The following is a 16,296-nucleotide window of genomic DNA, read 5'->3' on the forward strand; positions in this document are numbered from 1 at the left end:
GTCGGGCCGGGACCGGAACAACCTGCGCGCATCATCCGCGCGTCGACGGGCTGGCTCCGTGCACCGGGATGGTTATCTCTGGCCTGCCATGAACGCGCCCGTCCCCACCCCGCAGGCCGACGACCCGGCGCCGTCCCCGCGCCGGATTCCCGCGGTGGAGCGCCTCGTCGGCGGCGCGCCGCCGGCGGACCTCGACGCCTACGGGCGGACGGCCTTCACGGACGCGATCCGGGCGGTGCTGGCCGAGATCCGGGCCGGGGGCGGCCCCGTCCCGGACGCGGAGTCGATCCGGGCCGCGGCGTCGGCGCGGCTCGCTGCCGAGCGGCGCCCGTCGCTGCGGCCGGTCTTCAACCTGACCGGGACGGTGCTGCACACCAATCTCGGCCGCGCCCTGCTGCCCCGCTCGGCCGCGGAGGCGGTGGCCGCCGTGATGGTGCAGGCGAGCAACCTCGAGTTCGATCTCGAGACCGGCGCCCGCGGCGAGCGGGACGACCATGTCGAGGCCCTGATCTGCCGCCTGACCGGCGCCGAGGCCGCGGTCGTCGTCAACAACAACGCGGCCGCGGTGCTGCTGGTGCTGAACGCGCTCGCCATGCGCAAGGAGGTCGTGGTCTCCCGCGGCGAACTCGTGGAGATCGGCGGCTCGTTCCGGGTGCCCGACGTGATGGTGCGGGCCGGCTGCCGCCTGCGCGAGGTCGGCACCACCAACCGCACCCACCTGCGCGACTACGCGGAGGCCCTCGGACCCCGCACCGGCCTCGTGATGAAGGTGCATCCGAGCAACTACGCCATCGCGGGCTTCACCGCGGCGGCCGATCCCGTGGCCCTCCACGCCCTCTGCCGGGAGCGCGGCGTGCCGCTGGCGGACGATCTCGGCAGCGGCAGCCTCGTCGACCTCGCGGCCTACGGGCTGCCCCCCGAGCCCACCATCCGCGCGGCCCTGGAGCGGGCCGACGTCGTCACCTTCAGCGGCGACAAGCTGCTCGGCGCGGTCCAGTGCGGCATCGTGGCCGGCCGGAAGGACCTGATCGCCCGCGTGCGAAAGAATCCGCTGAAGCGGGCCCTGCGCGTCGACAAGATGACCTACGCGGCCCTCGAGGCCGTGCTGCGGCTCTACCTGCACCCGGAGCGGCTGCGCGCGGAGCTCCCGACCCTGCGGCTCCTCACCCGCGACCGCGACAGCATCGCCGCCCAGGCCGAGCGCCTCGCCCCCGCAGTGGCGGAGCGGCTCGCCGGCCGCGCCGCGGTCACGGTCGTCGAGTGCATCAGCCAGATCGGATCCGGCGCACTGCCGGTGGAGACTCTGCCCAGCGCCGCCCTGGTCCTGACGCCGGCCTCGGCGGGCAGCCGCGGCGCGGGCGGCCGGTGCCGGCGGCTCGCCGAGGAGTTGCGCCGGCTCCCCGTGCCGGTGATCGGCCGGATCAGCGACGAGGCCGTCCGCCTCGATCTCCGGACGCTCGAGGACGAGGCCGGCTTCCTCGACAGCCTGGCGGCGCTCCCGCCCGTCGCGGGCGGGGGACGAACACCGAGACGAACCCCATAGGGTTGTTAAGAGAACGGGCCGGACGACCGGAGCTTGCGCGCCGGTATCCCGTGTTATGGTATGGTGACGAACCCGCGGTCGCGGTCGAGAATGGCGGTGCGTGGACCGCGATGGGCAAACGATATGGCGTATATTGCCGATACGGCTGAGGCGCAGCCGGAGACGGATCCGCTGCTTCTCGATAATCAGCTCTGCTACGCGCTCTATGCTGCCGCGCATCGGATGACCAAGTCGTACCGGCCGCTGCTCGAGCGGCTCGGACTGACCTATCCGCAATATCTGGTCCTGCTGGTGCTCTGGGAACAGGACGGCGTCACGGTCTCGGAGATCGGCCGGCGCCTGCGCCTCGATTCCGGCACGCTGACACCGGTGCTCAAGCGCCTGGAGAGCGCGGGCTTCCTGCTCCGGACCCGGCGGCAGTCGGACGAGCGCGAGGTCGAGATCGCCCTGACGCCGGAGGGCGCCGCCCTGCGCGCCGACGCGGTCTCGGTCCGCGAGAGCGTGATGTGCCAGCTCGAACTCAGCGAGCCGGAGATCCGCGCCCTGCGCAAGGATCTGAGCCTCGTCATCGAGCGGCTCAGCGTGAACGACTGAGCGGCCCGGACGCGATCGGGGTCACCGCCGCAGGCGGTTGCCGAGGACGAAGCCGTACAGCCCCATCAGGATGATGCCGACGCCGCCCTCGATGCCGACCAGCAGGTTGGTGACGCGGCCGGTGGGCTTCAGGCCGATCTCGGGCGGGTTCGCGGTCATCATGTTGAGCGCGCTGTAGCTCAGGAGATCGAGGGGATTGTAGGTCGGCCCGGCCTCCGGTCCCTCCACGATGAACAGGCCGCCCGTCAGGCCGAAGAGCCCGCCGAACAGCACGATCAGCAGCGCGAAGGCGCGGGCGATGCGCGACAGGCTCTCGCCGTAATCGCACAGCCACTCGACGAAGCGGTCGGCAGTCCAGCGATAGCCGTGCCGCAGGAATCCGGACCAGTCCCGGTCGGACCAGGCGGCGCGGGCCTGCTGCCCGGCATGGAACCGGCCCATCCGGCGGCCGCGCTTGTAGGCCCAGCTCGCCGCGTCGTGGCTGCCGATGCTCTTCCAGTTCTGCTCCAGGGCGAGGTAGCTCGCCTGGGCGGCGTCGTAGGCGCCGGCCACCTCCTCGCCGACCGCGCCGCCGAGCTGCTCCACGCTCATCCGCGTGCCGTTCAGCCACGCACCGGCGAAGCGCGCGTGCCGCAGCCGGCAGGTCGCGAGGTTGAGCCGCACGAGGTCGGTGTCGGAGAGATCCGCCCCCGAGAGATCGGCGCCGTCGAGCTTCGCGCCGGTGAAGTGCGCGCCCCGCAGCCGCGAGCCGGCGAGACTCGCCTTGGTCAGGCTGGCCTCGGCGAAATCCGCGTGGGTCAGGTTGGCGTCGGCGAGTTTGGCCTCGTCGAGCCGCGCCCCGCGGAAGACCGTGTCGTCCGCGTCCGCCCCGGAGAAATCCGCGCCCCACAGATCGGCGCCGGCGAAGTCGGTCCCGTCGAGCAGGGCGCCGGACAGGTCGGCGAAGCGCATCGCGGCCTGGCCGAACCGGGCATCCTCCAGCATCGCCCCGACGAACTTCACCTGCCCGGCGATGATGCCGGTGAAGTCCGCCCCCGAGAGATCGGCCTCCGATAGGTCGGCCGCCTCCAGGATCGCCCCGGTGAAGCGGGTCGAGCGCCCGACCGCGCCGGACAGGCTCGCCCCGCGCAGGTTCGCGCCGGAGAGGTCGGCCTCCTCCATGCGGGCGCGGGACAGGTCCGCGCCGGCGAGCGCGAGGCCGCCGGATTCGGCGTCGGTGACGAGGCCGGCCTCCGGCACATCCGCGAGGGCGCCCGGCCCGGCGCGCAGCTGCGACAGGTCCGCGCCCGGCTCGCGCAGGGGCGCCCCGGCGGCGATCCGGCCGACGAGCGCGCGCAGCCGCGATTCCGCCGGAGCGTCCGGTCGCGCGTCGGGAGGAGTCGCCTGGTCCATGGTCGTTCCTTGCCGGAAGGCGCGACCGGACGCCAGACGCTCCGCTCAGGGTGCGGCGGTCGCGGCCGTCACCCGCACGGTGATCGCCTTGGCGGCGGGAGTCTTGGACTGCTCGTCGTAGTGCCAGAGCGGCAGCAGGACGTTCAACTCCGGGTAGTATCCGGCGCAGTTGCCCTCGGGGATGTCGTAGGCGATCACCCGCAGCCCGCCGACGCGCCGCGTCACCTGGTCGTCCGCCTCGGTCGCCACGTCGACGCTGATCCCGTCCCTCAACCCCAGCCGCGCGATGTCCCGGCGGTTCATGAACAACACGTCCCGGGTGCCCTTCACCCCGCGGAAGCGGTCGTCGTAGCCGTAGACCGTGGTGTTGAACTGGTCGTTCGACCGCAGCGTGATCAGGTCGAGCACCTCCGGCCCGCGGTCAGGAAGGTCTGGATCGGCCTCAAGGCCCTCGGGGACCGCGAAATTCGCTTTGCCAGTCTCGGTCTCCCACTTGCGGTCGCGGGCGCCCAGCGGCTTCAGCAGGCCGCCCGGGTGGAACATGCGGCCGTTCAGGTCGTGGAACACGCTCGGATAGGTCGCCTCGATCGCGTCGCGCACACGGGCGTAGTCGGCGACCCAGGCATCCCAGTTGATGCGGGGATTGGTCGGCAGGGTCGCCTTGGCGATCTCCGCCACGATCCAGGGCTCGGAGCGCAGGTGCGGTCCGACCGGGTCGGCCACGCCCCGCGAGCCGTGGAACTGCGCGGTGGAGCTCTCCATCGATACGGCCTGCGGGCCGCTCGCCTGCCGGTCGATCTCGATCCGGCCGAGGCAGGGCAGGATGTACGCGACGGCGCCGGTCACCAAGTGTGAGCGGTTGAGCTTGGTCGAGATCTGCACGGTGAGCCGCTGCCGCCGCCAGGCCGGTTCCATCCGGGCGGTGTCGGGCACGGCCCGCAGGAAGTTGCCGCCGAGCCCGATGAACGCCTTCACACGCCCGTCGAGGACGCCCTCGCAGGTCTCGACGGTGTTGAGGCCCTTCTCCCGCGGCGGCTCGAAGCCGTAGAGTTCCCGCAGCTTGTCCAGCGGCGCCAGCTCCGGCTTCTCGGTGATGCCGACGGTGCGCTGGCCCTGCACGTTCGAGTGGCCCCGCACCGGGCAGATCCCGGCGCCGGGCTTCCCGATATTGCCGCGCAGCAGCAGCAGGTTCACGAGCATCCGGACGGTCTCGGTGCCCTTGCGGTGCTGGGTCAGGCCCATCCCGTAGATGCCGATCACCGCCTTCGCGCGGGCGTAGACCCCGGCGGCGGCCTCCAGGGCGGTCCGGGTGAGGCCGGAGCGCCGCTTCAGCGCGGCCCAGTCCTGACCGTCACAGAAGGCGACGAAGGTCTCGAAGCCGTGGGTGTGCTCGGCGATGAAGGCGTGGTCGAGCACCCGCGGCCGGCCGGCAGCCTCCGCGGCCCGGTCGAGGGCGATCAGCGCCTTGCACAGCCCGGTGAGCGCCGCGAGGTCGCCGCCGGCCTTCACTTGATGGTACTGCGTCGAGATCTTCGTGGACGAGCGGGTGAGCATCTCGACCGGCGATTGCGGGTCGGTGAAGCGCTCCAGCCCGCGCTCGCGCAGCGGGTTGAAGGTGATGATCTGCGCACCCCGGCGCCGCGCCTCCTGGAGCGGGTGCAGCATCCGCGGCGAGTTCGACCCGACGTTCTGTCCGAAGAAGAAGATCAGGTCGGTGGTCTCGAAATCCTCCAGCAGCACCGTGCCGACCGGCGCACCGATCGACTGCGGCAGCGCCACCGAAGTCGGCTCGTGGCACATGTTGGAGGAGTCGGGCAGGTTGTTGTTGCCGTAGAGCCGCGCGAGCAGGGCCCACATGTAGCTCGTCTCCAGCGACGCCCGGCCGGAGGCGTAGAACACCACCGACCGCGGGTCCTGCGCGCGCAGCTCCTTCAGCTCCCGGCCGATCTCGGCCAGGGCCTCCGCCCAGGCGACGGGCCGGTAGCGGTCCGTCGCCGGGTCGTAGCGCATCGGGTGGGTCAGGCGGCCCTGCTCCTCCAGGGCGTAGTCGCTCCAGCCGAGGAGCTCCGTAACCGTGTGCTCGGCGAAGAAGTCCGGCGTCGCGCGACGGCGCGTCTGCTCCCAGGCCGTCGCCTTGGCGCCGTTCTCGCAATACTCGAACGCCAGCGGCTTGGCGGGCTTCGCCCAGGCGCAGGAGGTGCACATGTAGCCGTCCGGCTTGTTCTGCTTGAGCAGCATCGCCGACCCGGTGACCGGCACGCCCTCGCGGGTCAGGATCTCGACGAGGGAGCGGGCCGAGCCCCAGCCGCCCGCAGGCCCGTCATAGGGCTCGATCCGGACGTCGTCGGTGTTCTGATCGGCCATGGCGCCCTCCACCCGGCGCAACGAGCACCGGACCTGGGGAACGCGCGAGCGGGCGAATGGGATCACGGGCGCGTCACCGCGCCCGGAGAAGGGTTTCCTCGCCGCCGCAGCGGCTCTAACGTCGACATGCGGACTGTCCCGCCGGAGGAGGAAATCATGGCCAGCGTCGACGTCGAGATGGTGAAGTGCGCCTGCCAGGACTGCGTCTGCGTGATCCCGGTCGCCAAGGCCGTGTCGCGGGACGGCAAGGCCTATTGCTGCGACGACTGCGCGAACGGCCACAAGGATCACGCCGGCTGCGAGCACGCCGGCTGCGCCTGCCACGGCTAGGGCTTTTCTCGTTCGCGTCGCGACGGTCCGGAGGACGCGTCACCGGTCGAGCCAGCCGCGACGCGCCCCCTCTCCTGCACGAGCAGGGACCCGCACCTCATTCGGCGCGGGCCCGGAGAACGAGCCCGGGATGACGCGCCGCGGCGGTCGCGGTCAGGAGACCGCGGCGAGCTTGTCGGCCATCGACTGGTCCTTGTCGCGGCGCGTCGAGAAGATCAGCGTGAAGAAGGTCCGCTGGACGCCGAGCTCGACGAGCTTCGCCTCGCACCGCTCCGCCAGCGCGCAGATCTCCGACAGCTCGCCCTCGATGTTCGTGCCGTTGGGATGCATCGTGGCGGTGAGCCCGCTCGACTCGATGATCCCCTTGATCTCGCGGACGTAGGGCGAGACCGACGGGCCGACGCCCATCGGCACGATGCAGAGGTCGGCCGAAACTCTCATGGTGCCTGCCTGATCCGGGAGGGGCGGCCCCGGCCGGCAGCGCGACCGGAAGCGGGGCGAGCGCGCAGCCTATCGCCGGCCGCACCGACTTTCCAGGCCGGCGCCGGCGGTCACGCCTCGCCGGTCTCCAGCGCCGCCGCCCGCACCGAGGGCAGGCAGGGATTGGCGTTGTCGCTGCGCCACGCGAGCCACAGCTCCGGCCCGGTCGTGGCCGGCAGGGCGATCGGCCGGAGCCGGATGTCGGCCATGCTGTTGCCCCTGGCGCTGCCCGGAACCAGCGCGACGCCGATGCCGGCGCCGACGAGGGCCAGCATCGCGTGGACCTGGTTCACCCGCTGCACGATCCGCGGCTGCACGCCCCCGGCCTCGAACAGCCGGTCGAGCAGGTCGATGAAGTAGCGCCCGCCCCGGGGTGACCACGTCACGAAGGCCTCGCCGTCGAGGTCCCGCAGGGTCGGGGCGCGCGCCGCCGCGAGGCGGTGCCCGCGCGGGACCGCGAGCAGGAGCCGCTCGCGCGCCAGCGGCGCGGTGGCGATCGCGGATTTCGGATCCTGCAGGACCGGGGCCGGCCGCAGGATCGCGAGATCGGTGCGGTTCTCGCCCAACGCCAGGATCTGCTCGTCCGAGACCATCTCCTCCAGCACGAGATCGACCTCGGGCAGCGTCCGGCGGACATGGGCCACGACCTGCGGCAGCGTCCGGTAGGCCGAGGCGGCGGTGAAGCTGAGGCGCAGCACCCCGCTCTCGCCCAGGGCGGCGCGGCGCGTGATGCGCGCGGCGTTCTCGGCCGCCGCCAGCACCCGGTAGGCCTCGGCCAGGAAGGTGCGGCCCGCCGGGGTCAGGCGCACCGCCCGGGTGGTCCGCTCCAGCAGCGTCACGCCCAGCGTCTGCTCCAGCATCTGGATCTGCCGCGACAGGGGCGATTGGGTCAGGTGCAGCCGGGCCGCGGCCCGGCCGAAATGCATCTCCTCGGCGACGGCGACGAAGCTGCGGGCATGGCCGAGATCGAACATTGATGCAGGATCCGGGATAATCCAGCCAAAATCAACGTTGGACGCATTTAACGCCGGCGCCTAACCCCGGACGCGACACCGAACGGTGCGTTCCAGGGAGAGAATCGATGGCGAGCATGACCCCGGCCGAGATGGCGCGCGTGCTGGGCTCCGGCCTGCTGTCCTTCCCGGTCACGCATTTCCGCGACGATCTCAGCTTCGACGAGACCGCCTACCGGGACAATCTCGGGCGGCTGGCCGACTACAGGGTGTCGGGCCTGTTCGCCGCCGGCGGCACCGGCGAGTTCTTCTCGCTGACGCCCGTCGAGATCGACCGCGTCCTGCGCGCCGCCGTCGAGGAGACCCGCGGCCGGACCCCGGTCATCGCCCCCGCCGGCCAGGGTACCGCCCTGGCGGTCGAGATGGCCCGGGCCGCCGAGGCCGCCGGCGCGGACGGGATCCTGCTGCTGCCGCCCTACCTCGTCGGCTCCGAGCAGGCCGGTCTCGCCGCCCATATCGAGGCGGTCTGCCGCGCGACCTCGCTCGGCGTCATCGTCTACAACCGCGCCAACGCCCAGCTCAACGAGCAGACGCTCGCGGGCCTGTGCGAGCGCTGCCCGAACCTTGTCGGCTTCAAGGACGGCGTCGGCGACGTCGAGCTGATGACCCGGGTCTACGCCGCTCTGGGCGACCGCCTGACCTATGTGGGCGGCCTGCCGACCGCCGAGACCTTCGCGCTGCCGTACCTGGAGATGGGCGTCACCACCTACTCCTCGGCGATCTTCAACTTCCTGCCCGAATGGGCGCTGTCCTTCTACGACAGCGTCCGCCGCCGGGACCGCGACGCCGTCTACCGGGAGCTGCGCGACTTCGTCCTCCCCTACATCGCGATCCGCAACCGCAAGCGCGGCTACGCGGTCTCGATCGTCAAGGCGGGCATGAGCGCCGTCGGCCGCCACGCCGGCCCGGTCCGGCCGCCGCTGACCGAGCTCGACGTACCCGAGCGCGCCGAGCTGAGGGCCCTGATCGGCGACCGCCGCTGAGCCCCCGCCTCGACACCCAAGATAGACCCGCCGAGCCAACGGCGGCCACGACCCGCTTCCTGGATCAACCGGGCGGCAGAGAGCCAGGGAGAACGTCCATGAGTGCCAGTTCGACCGGCGCGCCGAGCACCCTGCTCGCCGCCGCCGACGCGGGTCGCCGCACCCGCGTCCGCCTGCTGATCGTCGCGATGCTGTTCGCCGCGACCACCATCAACTACGCCGACCGCGCGACCATCTCGATCGCCGGCCCCGACATGGCCAAGGAACTCGGCCTCTCGCCGGTCCAGATGGGCTACGTCTTCTCGGCCTTCGCGTGGTCCTACGTCCTCGCCCAGATCCCGGGCGGCTGGCTCCTCGACCGCTACAGCGTCAAGTGGGTCTACGCTGCCGCCGTCGCCCTCTGGTCGGCCTTCACGCTGGTCCAGGGCGCCGTCGGCTTCTTCACCGGCCTGACCGCCGTGGTGATGCTCTTCGCCCTGCGGCTCGCCGTCGGCCTCACCGAGGCGCCGGTCTTCCCCGCCAACGCCCGGATCGTCGCCGCGTGGTTCCCGACCCGCGAGCGCGGCATGGCCTCGGCGTTCTTCAACTCGGCGCAGTACTTCGCCACGGTGCTGTTCACGCCGCTGATGGCGTGGATCGTCCACAATTTCGGCTGGCACCACGTCTTCACCAGCATGGGCCTGCTCGGCATCGCCTTCGCGGTCCTCTGGCTGCGCGTGGTCGACAGCCCGAAGAACCACCCGTCGATGAACCAGGCGGAGCGGGACTACATCGAGGCCGGCGGCGCCCTGCTCGACATGGACGGCCAGAGCCGGACCCGGCAGGGCGATGCCGGCCGGACGCTGCGCCAGCTGCTCGCCAACCGGATGCTCCTTGGCATCTATATCGGCCAGTACTGCATCACCGTGCTGACCTACTTCTTCCTGACGTGGTTCCCGGTCTACCTCGTCAAGGAGCGCGGCCTGTCGATCCTGCAGGCCGGCTTCGCGGCGGTGCTGCCGGCGCTCTGCGGCTTCATCGGCGGCATCCTCGGGGGCGTGATCTCCGACCTGCTCCTGCGCCGCGGCTTCTCGCTGACGGCGGCCCGCAAGATCCCGATCGTCGGCGGCATGCTGCTGTCGATGAGCATCATCGGCTGCAACTACGTCCAGGCGGACGCCCTGGTGGTCGGCCTGATGGCGCTCGCCTTCTTCGGCAAGGGCATCGGCGCGCTCGGCTGGGCGGTCGTCGCCGACACCTCCCCGCGGGAGAGCGGCGGCCTGTCGGGCGGCCTGTTCAACACCTTCGGCAACACCGCCGGCATCACCACGCCGATCGCCATCGGCTACATCGTCCAGAGCACGGGCTCGTTCAACGGCGCCCTGGTCTTCGTCGGCCTGAACGCTCTCGTCGCCTGCTTCTGCTACCTCGTGGTGGTCGGCGAGATCCGCCGCGTCGAACTCAAGGCCCGCTGACCCGCACGCCGGACCGGCCCCGGCCGGTCCGGCCCCGCATCGATCCCGCCTCGCGCCCGGCGCAGACCGGCCGGGGGCCCCCGAGGAGGACGCCATGCTGAACGACAGTCGCCACGCCGCCCGCCACACGCCGACCGTGACCGCCATGACGGTGGTGCCGGTGGCCGGCCACGACAGCATGCTGCTCAACCTCTCGGGCGCGCACGGCCCGTACTTCACCCGCAACCTCGTGATCCTGACCGACTCCACCGGCGCCACCGGCCTCGGCGAGGTCCCCGGCGGCGAGGGCATCCGCAAGACCCTAGAGGATGCCCGGGACCTCGTCGTCGGGCAGCCGCTCGGCGCCTGGAACGCGGTGCTCAACGCCATGCGAACGCGCTTCGCCGACCGCGACGTCGGCGGACGCGGCCTGCAGACCTTCGACCTGCGCATCACCATCCACGCGGTCACGGCCGTCGAATCCGCCTTCCTCGACCTGCTCGGCCAGTACCTCGACGTGCCGGTGGCCGCCCTCCTGGGCGAGGGCCAGCAGCACGACGCCGTCGAGATGCTGGGCTACCTGTTCTACGTCGGCGACCGCACCCGCACGGATCTCGATTACCGTGCGCCGACCGCCCGCGACGGCTGGTTCCGCCTGCGCGACGAGGAGGCGCTGACCCCGGAGGCCGTCGCCCGGCTCGCCGAGGCCGCCTACGACCGGTACGGCTTCAACGACTTCAAGCTGAAGGGCGGCGTGCTGCGCGGCGAGGAGGAGATCGCCGCCGTCACCGCGATCCACGAGCGGTTCCCCAAGGCGCGGGTCACGCTCGACCCGAACGGCGCGTGGTCCCTCGCGGAGGCGATCCGCCTCTGCAAGGGCCAGGGCCACGTCCTGGCCTACGCGGAGGATCCCTGCGGCGCCGAGGGCGGGTTCTCGGGCCGCGAGATCATGGCGGAGTTCCGCCGCGCCACCGGCCTGCCCACCGCCACCAACATGATCGCCACCGACTGGCGCCAGATGAACCACGCGATCCAGCTCGGCGCCGTCGACATCCCGCTGGCCGACCCGCATTTCTGGACGCTCGCCGGCTCGGTCCGGGTGGCCCAGCTGTGCCGCGACCACGGCCTGACCTGGGGCTCGCACTCGAACAACCACTTCGACGTGTCGCTCGCCATGTTCACCCACGTGGCCGCGGCGGCGCCCGGTAACGTCACGGCGATCGACACGCACTGGATCTGGCAGGACGGCGAGCGCCTGACCAAGGAGCCGCTGGCGATCCGCGGCGGCCTCGTGCGGGTGCCGGAGCGGCCGGGCCTCGGCATCGAGCTCGACATGTCGGCGGTTGAGGAGGCCCACGCCCTCTACCGCGACCACGGCCTCGGCGCCCGCGACGACGCGGCCGCCATGCAGTTCCTGATCCCCGGTTGGACCTTCGACAACAAGAAGCCCTGCCTGGTCCGCTGAGGCCCGGCCCGGGCCCGCGCCGTCAGACGCGCGAGCTCGGGCGGTAGAACGGCTCGTGCCGCGACGGGTCGATGTAGTCGGCGTAGAAGCGCCGCGCGTGGGGGAGCAGCGCCTTCGACAGCTGGCGCCGCTCGACCTCGTCGTCCGAGAGCGCCCGCGACAGGTCGTCGTGGAGCGCCTTCAGGGCGGCGTCGCGGTCGACCCGGGTGAAGCGGCCGTCCGCGTAGAGCACCTCACCCTCGCACAGAACTGCGGTGACGCCGCCGGTCTTGGCTCGCTGGATCACCGCGTCGAGGAGCGGCGTCTCCGGGTCGAGATACGGGTAGGCGATCTGGTCCCAGTCGATCAGGACCATGTCGGCGCCCTTGCCGACCTCGATCGTGCCTAGGCTGTCGCCGTAGGGGGTGGTGCGGGCGCCGCCGACGGTCGCCATGCGCAGCACCTGGGCCATGCTCGGCACGTCGGCCTCGTCCATGCCGGGCACCCGGTGGGCGCGCAGCACGAGGCGCATCTCCTGCAGCATGTCGCGGTCGTCGTTGATGCCCGCCTCGTCGAGGCCGATCGCCGTGTTGATCCCCTTCGCCTCGAAGCGGTTGAGCGCCGCCACGCCGGAGCGCAGCCGGAAGTTCGAGGAACAGTTGTGGCAGATGCAGGTGCCGGTCGCCGCCACCCGGTCGATGTCGGACTCGTTGAGCCAGACCCCGTGGCCGAGCGTCAGGCGGGGCCCCAGCATGCCGAACCGGTCGAGGTACTCGACCGCGGTCCCGCCGCCGCGCTTCTCCGCGTAGGCCTTCTGGTAGGCGGTCTCGACGAGGTGCATGTGCATCGGCACGTCGTAGGATTCGGACAGGCCGGCCAGCCCCTCGAGGGCCGCGTCCGAGCACCAGTGCAAGTTGGCGGGCGCGAGCTGGATCTTGGCCCGCGCGGCTCCGGCCTGGCCGCTATGCAGGCTGCGGAACAGCGAAAAGTTGTCCTCCAGGGACATCTGGAAGCGCTCGAACCAGCGCTTCATCGGGTCCTGCAGCGGCGCCGGCAGGCTCGCCACGAAGTCCCTATCGGCCTGGTAGACGAGGCGGTTCTGGTCGCGGACCGCGAAGCAGTACGAGACCCGCATGCCGATGTCGCGATAGGCGCGCAGCACCTCGTTGGAGCGCGCCTCGACCTCCTCCAGGTTGCCGGGCATCCAGCCGTGGATGTGCTGGACCGTGGTGATCCCGGAGCCGACCATCTCGAAGGCCGAGTACAGGGTGTCGAGGTAGAGGTTCAGGTTGCGTGCCACCATGCGGGTGACGAACCACAGCTCCAGGGGCATGTCGGGGGAGCCGAGCTGCACCGGCGTCAGGCCGACATGGTGGTGGCCGTTGACGAAGCCCGGCAGCAGGATCTCGCGGCCGGACCCGATCACGGGTGCGTCGGGGTAGCGGGCGTGCAGGTCCGCGTAGGTGCCGACCGCGGCGATGACCCCGTCCTTCTGAAGGACCGCGCCGTCGGCGATCTCCTCCCAGCGATCGTGGTCGAGGGTACGGGTGATCATCCGCCGGCTGCGGATCAGCGATGTGGCCATGGTCGTGTCCGTGTTGGGGGAAGGGGTCAGACGAGCGCTTCCTGCTCGGCGAAGGCCCGGTCGACCTCGTCGCGCAGGAGCTCGGTGAGGTGCCGCCGCAAGGCCTCCGCCTCGGGCGAGAACGGGTCGCGCGGGCGGGCGAGGTCGTTGCGGACGATCGTCTTGATCCGCCCGGGGCGGGCGGTGAACACCACCACCCGGTCGGCGAGCGCCACTGCCTCGTCGATGTGGTGGGTCACGAACAGCACCGAGGCGCCGCTGTCGCGCCAGACGTCGAGCAGGAAGTCCTGCATCTTCTGGCGGGTCTGGACGTCGAGCGCCGCGAAGGGCTCGTCCATCAGCAGTACCTTCGGGCGCATGGCCAGCGCCCGCGCCACCGCCACGCGCTGGCGCATGCCGCCGGACAGCTCGTCCGGCCGCTTGTCGAAGGCCTCGGCGAGACCGACGCGCTGGAGCGCGGCCCGGGCGACGCTCCGGCGCTCGGCCTCCGGCACGCCCTTCAGCGACAGGCCGAAGCTGACGTTCTGCCAGACGCTGAGCCAGGGCAGCAGCGAGGTCTCCTGGAAGATCAGGCTCCGCTCCGGCGACGGGCCGGTGACGGCCTCGCCAAAGGCCAGGAGCTCGCCCCCGGAGGCGGGTTCGAGCCCGGCGATCAGGTAGAGCAGCGTGCTCTTCCCGCAGCCCGAGGGGCCGAGGAACACCACGAACTCGCCGGGCCGCACGGTGAGGTCGATGTCGCGCAGCGCCTCGTGGGCGCGGGCGGTGCCGGCCGCCCAGACCTTGGCGACGCCGCGGCACGAGACGGCGTCATGGGATGCGGGATCAGAGACCAAGGGAGGCCCCCGCGTCGCGCGGCAGCCAGTACAGCAGCCGCCGCTGGACCAGCCGGAACAGCAGGTCGAAGGCGAAGCCGAGCAGGCCGATCAGCGTGATGGTGAAGAAAACGAGCGACGGGTTGAAGGTGTTGCGCGCCAGCATGATCACCTGGCCGAGCCCGTAGCCCACGCCGGTCGCCTCGGCGACGAGCACCACCATCCAGGCGCCGAACAGGTTGAGGCGCAGCACCGCGAGCAGCCCCGGCAGGATCGCCGGGACGATCACCCGCGCGTAGATTTGGCGCTTCGACGCCCCCATGGTCCGGGCGACGTTGATGAAGTTGCGGTTGACTCCGTCGATCTGCTGGATGGTCGAGAGCACCATCGTGAAGAACAGGGCGATGAACACCATGAAGATCGCCGGGGCGTTGCCGATCCCGAACATGAAGATCGCCACCGGCAGCCACGCGATCGGCGAGACCGGCGCCAGGAGCGTGATGGTCGGCAGGGTCAGCCGCTCGAACAGCTTGAAGTAGCGGATCGCCACCCCGACCAGGATCGACAGGGAGGCGGCCAGGGCGAGGCCCGCCAGCACCCGGCCGGTCGAGGCGAGCACGGTGATCAGCACCGCCATGGCGGGGCTGGGGCCGGTATTCATCCCGGTGCCGATCTGCCAGCGTTGCGCGGTGTTGAAGAAGCGCGCCTGCTCGGCGAGGTTGCCGAGGAAGATGTGCGGCGGCGGGAGGAGCTTGGCGTCGGCGATGCCGAGCGCCCAGAGCAGCTCCCAGAGGCCGGCGAAGCAGCCGACCGAGACCAGCATCCAGCCGATCCGGCGGAGCAGGGGGACGAGCCCTTCGGGCAGCGCGAGGCGCTGACCGAGCGGGAGGCGCGGCCGGTCCTGCGGGACGGCGGCGGCGCGGGCGAGGAAGGTGGCCATCCGCTCAGGCCGACTTCAGCTTGAGCTTGCCGTAGAGGTCCGGGTTCTCGGCGATGACCTGTTCCAGCAGGGTCCAGTCGATCGCGTCGCGGCCGGGCTTCTTCTTGATGTAGCCCATCTCGGCGACGGAATCGGTCCGGTCGAGGATGAACTGCGTCTGGTTGCGGGCGTCCACCACCGAGGGCTGCCGGCCCATGGCGAGCTGGGCGTTGCTCATCGAGGTCTTGTAGTAGGAGCCGACGAGCTTGTTCAGGGCGACCTGGGGGTCGCCCTCCGCCAGTGCCTGGGCCTTCATCATGCCCTTGATCAGGGCCTTCACGGCGGCCGGGTTCTTGGCGATCAGCTCGTTGCGGACCGCCAGCACGCAGTCGGTGTAGCCCTTGCCGTAGATGTCGGTCCCGTCGGAGAGCTTCACCGCGCCCTTCACGTCGGTGAGCAGCGCCGTGCCGTAGGGCTCGATGGTCGAGATGATGTCCAGCGCCCCGGCGCGAAACGCCTCCACGGCCTCCGGGGTCGAGCCCATGTAGCGGACGGTGATGTCCTTGAAGGCGACGCCGTTCTTCTTCAGCCAGTCGTAGGGCAGCACCTCCAGCGTATCGAGCTGGAAGGTCCCGAGCGTCTTGCCCTTGAGCTTCTCCGGGCTGTCGAGGCCGGGCTGGGCCACGAGCACGCAGCCCTCGATGCCGCCGCCGGCCACGATCTTCACGGGAGCACCCGCGTCGTAGAGGGCCATGAAGCTCGTGTAGGGCATCACGCCGGCATCGACCTGGCCCATGCCGAGGAAGGTGACCTGATCCGAGAAGGTCGGCGTGTTGACGAAGTCGATCGTCAGCCCGTCATCCTTGGCGAGCTGCATCGCCTCGGCCAGGAAGAAGTTGAGGTTGCAGAAGCCGGTGCCGTGGGTCGCGCGGATGCCGGTGGCCGCCGCGGCCGGGCCGGTCAGGCCCGGGCCCACCGCCAGGGTCAGCGCGGCGGCGGTCCCGCCGAGGAAGCGCCTGCGACTGGGCTTGAACCGCGTGAGATCCGGGACGCGATAATCGCCGTGACGGTCGCACATATCGACTCTCCTCAGAGGGCGGATCGCGCGATCCGCCGGACGGCGCGTGCCGGTGCTGAAACGGAGGGATCGGAGCTCGGGACAGGCTCAAGGCAGTCGCGGAGATCCGGTCGCCCGGCACCTCACCACATCGACGGCACGCCAACCTCTAGCCGCCGCCGGGGCGACGCTGCGCTGGTGAATACGAACCAAGAAGCGTGCCAGACGCGGGAATCTGCGGTGTTGGCGGCGCACCTCGCCCGTCGGCGCTGTCGAGGAACGGCACCGCCGTCATTGCGAGCGGAGCGAAGCAATGCAGCCGCGCCAGGCCTCCGGACGTCGCGCTG

Annotated in this window: 14 protein-coding genes; 6 read left to right on the forward strand and 8 right to left on the reverse strand. The window is 71.3% G+C overall.

The genetic code is table 11. The annotated features are described in order from the left end of the window. Positions 1–88: 88 nt before the first annotated feature. Positions 89–1,543 carry an L-seryl-tRNA(Sec) selenium transferase gene (selA, locus tag BMY19_RS01035; RefSeq protein WP_100250604.1) on the forward strand — a complete coding sequence of 485 codons (1,455 nt, stop codon included), beginning with the start codon at positions 89–91 and terminating at the stop codon, positions 1,541–1,543. 123 nt (positions 1,544–1,666) lie between these two features. Then, positions 1,667–2,137: a MarR family winged helix-turn-helix transcriptional regulator gene (locus BMY19_RS01040; protein WP_020090750.1), complete on the forward strand. Its 471-nt coding sequence runs from the start codon at positions 1,667–1,669 to the stop codon at positions 2,135–2,137. A 21-nt stretch (positions 2,138–2,158) separates the two neighbouring features. Here the strand turns inward: BMY19_RS01040 and BMY19_RS01045 are convergent, their stop codons facing one another. Next, positions 2,159–3,529 (reverse strand): pentapeptide repeat-containing protein, encoded by a 1,371-nt coding sequence (locus tag BMY19_RS01045; protein WP_100250605.1) that lies wholly within the window; start codon positions 3,527–3,529, stop codon positions 2,159–2,161. A gap of 45 nt (positions 3,530–3,574) precedes the next feature. Then, positions 3,575–5,893 (reverse strand): FdhF/YdeP family oxidoreductase, encoded by a 2,319-nt coding sequence (locus tag BMY19_RS01050; protein ID WP_100250606.1) that lies wholly within the window; start codon positions 5,891–5,893, stop codon positions 3,575–3,577. Positions 5,894–6,049: 156 nt separating this feature from the next. Here BMY19_RS01050 and BMY19_RS01055 point away from each other — a divergent pair, with 156 nt between their 5' ends. Continuing rightward, positions 6,050–6,223 carry a metallothionein gene (locus BMY19_RS01055; protein ID WP_020090747.1) on the forward strand — a complete coding sequence of 58 codons (174 nt, stop codon included), beginning with the start codon at positions 6,050–6,052 and terminating at the stop codon, positions 6,221–6,223. A gap of 153 nt (positions 6,224–6,376) precedes the next feature. On the opposite strand, the gene BMY19_RS01060 is transcribed toward BMY19_RS01055, so the two are convergent. After that, positions 6,377–6,664, reverse strand: coding sequence for an MTH1187 family thiamine-binding protein (locus BMY19_RS01060; protein ID WP_100250607.1), 288 nt, complete (start codon positions 6,662–6,664; stop codon positions 6,377–6,379). Between the two features lie 110 nt (positions 6,665–6,774). Next, entirely contained in the window at positions 6,775–7,677 is a 903-nt protein-coding gene (locus BMY19_RS01065) for a LysR family transcriptional regulator (protein ID WP_100250608.1), read from the reverse strand. Between the two features lie 107 nt (positions 7,678–7,784). Between BMY19_RS01065 and kdgD the strand changes: the two genes are divergently transcribed. From kdgD to gudD, 3 genes are all read left to right on the forward strand, one after another. Beyond that, on the forward strand, positions 7,785–8,699 hold the full coding sequence (gene kdgD / locus BMY19_RS01070; RefSeq protein ID WP_100250609.1) for a 5-dehydro-4-deoxyglucarate dehydratase: 915 nt from the start codon (positions 7,785–7,787) through the stop codon (positions 8,697–8,699). 98 nt (positions 8,700–8,797) lie between these two features. Next, positions 8,798–10,153: an MFS transporter gene (locus BMY19_RS01075; RefSeq protein ID WP_100250610.1), complete on the forward strand. Its 1,356-nt coding sequence runs from the start codon at positions 8,798–8,800 to the stop codon at positions 10,151–10,153. Positions 10,154–10,247: 94 nt separating this feature from the next. Further along, complete coding sequence (gene gudD / locus BMY19_RS01080; protein ID WP_100250611.1) at positions 10,248–11,597, forward strand: glucarate dehydratase; 1,350 nt, start codon at positions 10,248–10,250, stop codon at positions 11,595–11,597. Positions 11,598–11,619: 22 nt separating this feature from the next. Here the strand turns inward: gudD and BMY19_RS01085 are convergent, their stop codons facing one another. Genes BMY19_RS01085 through BMY19_RS01100 form a run of 4 tightly spaced genes read right to left on the reverse strand, consistent with a single transcriptional unit; the run spans position 11,620 to position 15,970 of the window. Next, complete coding sequence (locus tag BMY19_RS01085; protein ID WP_100250612.1) at positions 11,620–13,161, reverse strand: amidohydrolase family protein; 1,542 nt, start codon at positions 13,159–13,161, stop codon at positions 11,620–11,622. Positions 13,162–13,187: 26 nt separating this feature from the next. Further along, entirely contained in the window at positions 13,188–13,994 is an 807-nt protein-coding gene (locus BMY19_RS01090; RefSeq protein ID WP_100250613.1) for an ABC transporter ATP-binding protein, read from the reverse strand. Continuing rightward, positions 13,984–14,913, reverse strand: coding sequence for an ABC transporter permease (locus BMY19_RS01095; protein ID WP_100250614.1), 930 nt, complete (start codon positions 14,911–14,913; stop codon positions 13,984–13,986). The genes BMY19_RS01090 and BMY19_RS01095 overlap by 11 nt, the downstream gene beginning before the upstream one ends. Positions 14,914–14,917: 4 nt before the next feature. Beyond that, positions 14,918–15,970 (reverse strand): ABC transporter substrate-binding protein, encoded by a 1,053-nt coding sequence (locus tag BMY19_RS01100; protein WP_020090738.1) that lies wholly within the window; start codon positions 15,968–15,970, stop codon positions 14,918–14,920. Positions 15,971–16,296 lie beyond the last annotated feature (326 nt).

This window comes from Methylobacterium sp. UNC300MFChir4.1 (assembly GCF_900110155.1).
GTDB lineage: Bacteria > Pseudomonadota > Alphaproteobacteria > Rhizobiales > Beijerinckiaceae > Methylobacterium.